This is a genomic window from Colwellia sp. BRX10-1 (genome assembly GCF_014077545.1).
Classification (GTDB): Bacteria; Pseudomonadota; Gammaproteobacteria; order Enterobacterales; family Alteromonadaceae; genus Colwellia_A.
Genome location: NZ_JACGWC010000084.1, coordinates 1 through 759, shown reverse-complemented (window position 1 = coordinate 759; position 759 = coordinate 1). Strand labels below are relative to the sequence as shown.

1 protein-coding gene is annotated in these 759 nt (G+C 34.8%); it reads left to right on the top strand.

Going from position 1 to position 759, the window contains the following annotated elements:
• The first annotated feature begins 239 nt into the window (after positions 1-239).
• Positions 240-557, top strand: a complete 318-nt coding sequence (locus H4J75_RS19635) for a hypothetical protein (protein WP_182169802.1) — start codon at positions 240-242, stop codon at positions 555-557.
• Positions 558-759 lie beyond the last annotated feature (202 nt).

Sequence of the window (759 nt, the reverse complement as noted above, 5' to 3'; positions counted from 1 at the left end):
ACATACGGGCCTTTTTTGTGGTAAATCACATATAACAAGTTGCTCAAACGGACGCATAACAGTTGGCTGCGCTTCGTTCCTCGCATTTTAGCCAACTATTTTGCGCCGCTTAGCAAGGCGTTATAAAGCACACGGAGAGTGGAGTGTATATTCGAGTTTTATTATTACTAAATGTAATTTTCCTTTTAACAAGTTGTGCATTTGTTAATACAAAAATCTTAGACGAAACAAAGATTTGTTTGGCAGATAACTCCAATTATCAGATTGAAATCATTAATAGAGAAACCGTAACAGGCAGCCATCACACACCTTTTGATTATGGTAATAAATCGATTTCTGACCATATTTATACTTTTCAAGTTTCTTCACTTAGTGGTGAGCTAAAGTACAGTCAAGTTAAGTCATGGTTAAACTCAAAAGCTATTGTTCCTAAATCGGGTACCTTAATGATTTCGAATAATAAAATTTATGTTAATCTCGATTTCGACGGCGTAAAGTTAAAGGGGAAAGTACTGTTTTACCAAGATAAAATCAATAAGTGTACAAGTGCTTTATAACAAGCAATTCAACAGGACTAAAAACAGTGGGCTGTTCGCTTCGCTCCATTTTAGCCCACAATTTTTAGCCCGTTAATTGGGCGTTAGGTGTTTTTCAAATATGGAGGTTTACAAATATAATGGATAATCAATTTAAAATTTCAGGCTGGGCATTTACTGTTTATGGGGCAATTGTAGTTTTAGCATTTATGTTTGCTTATTA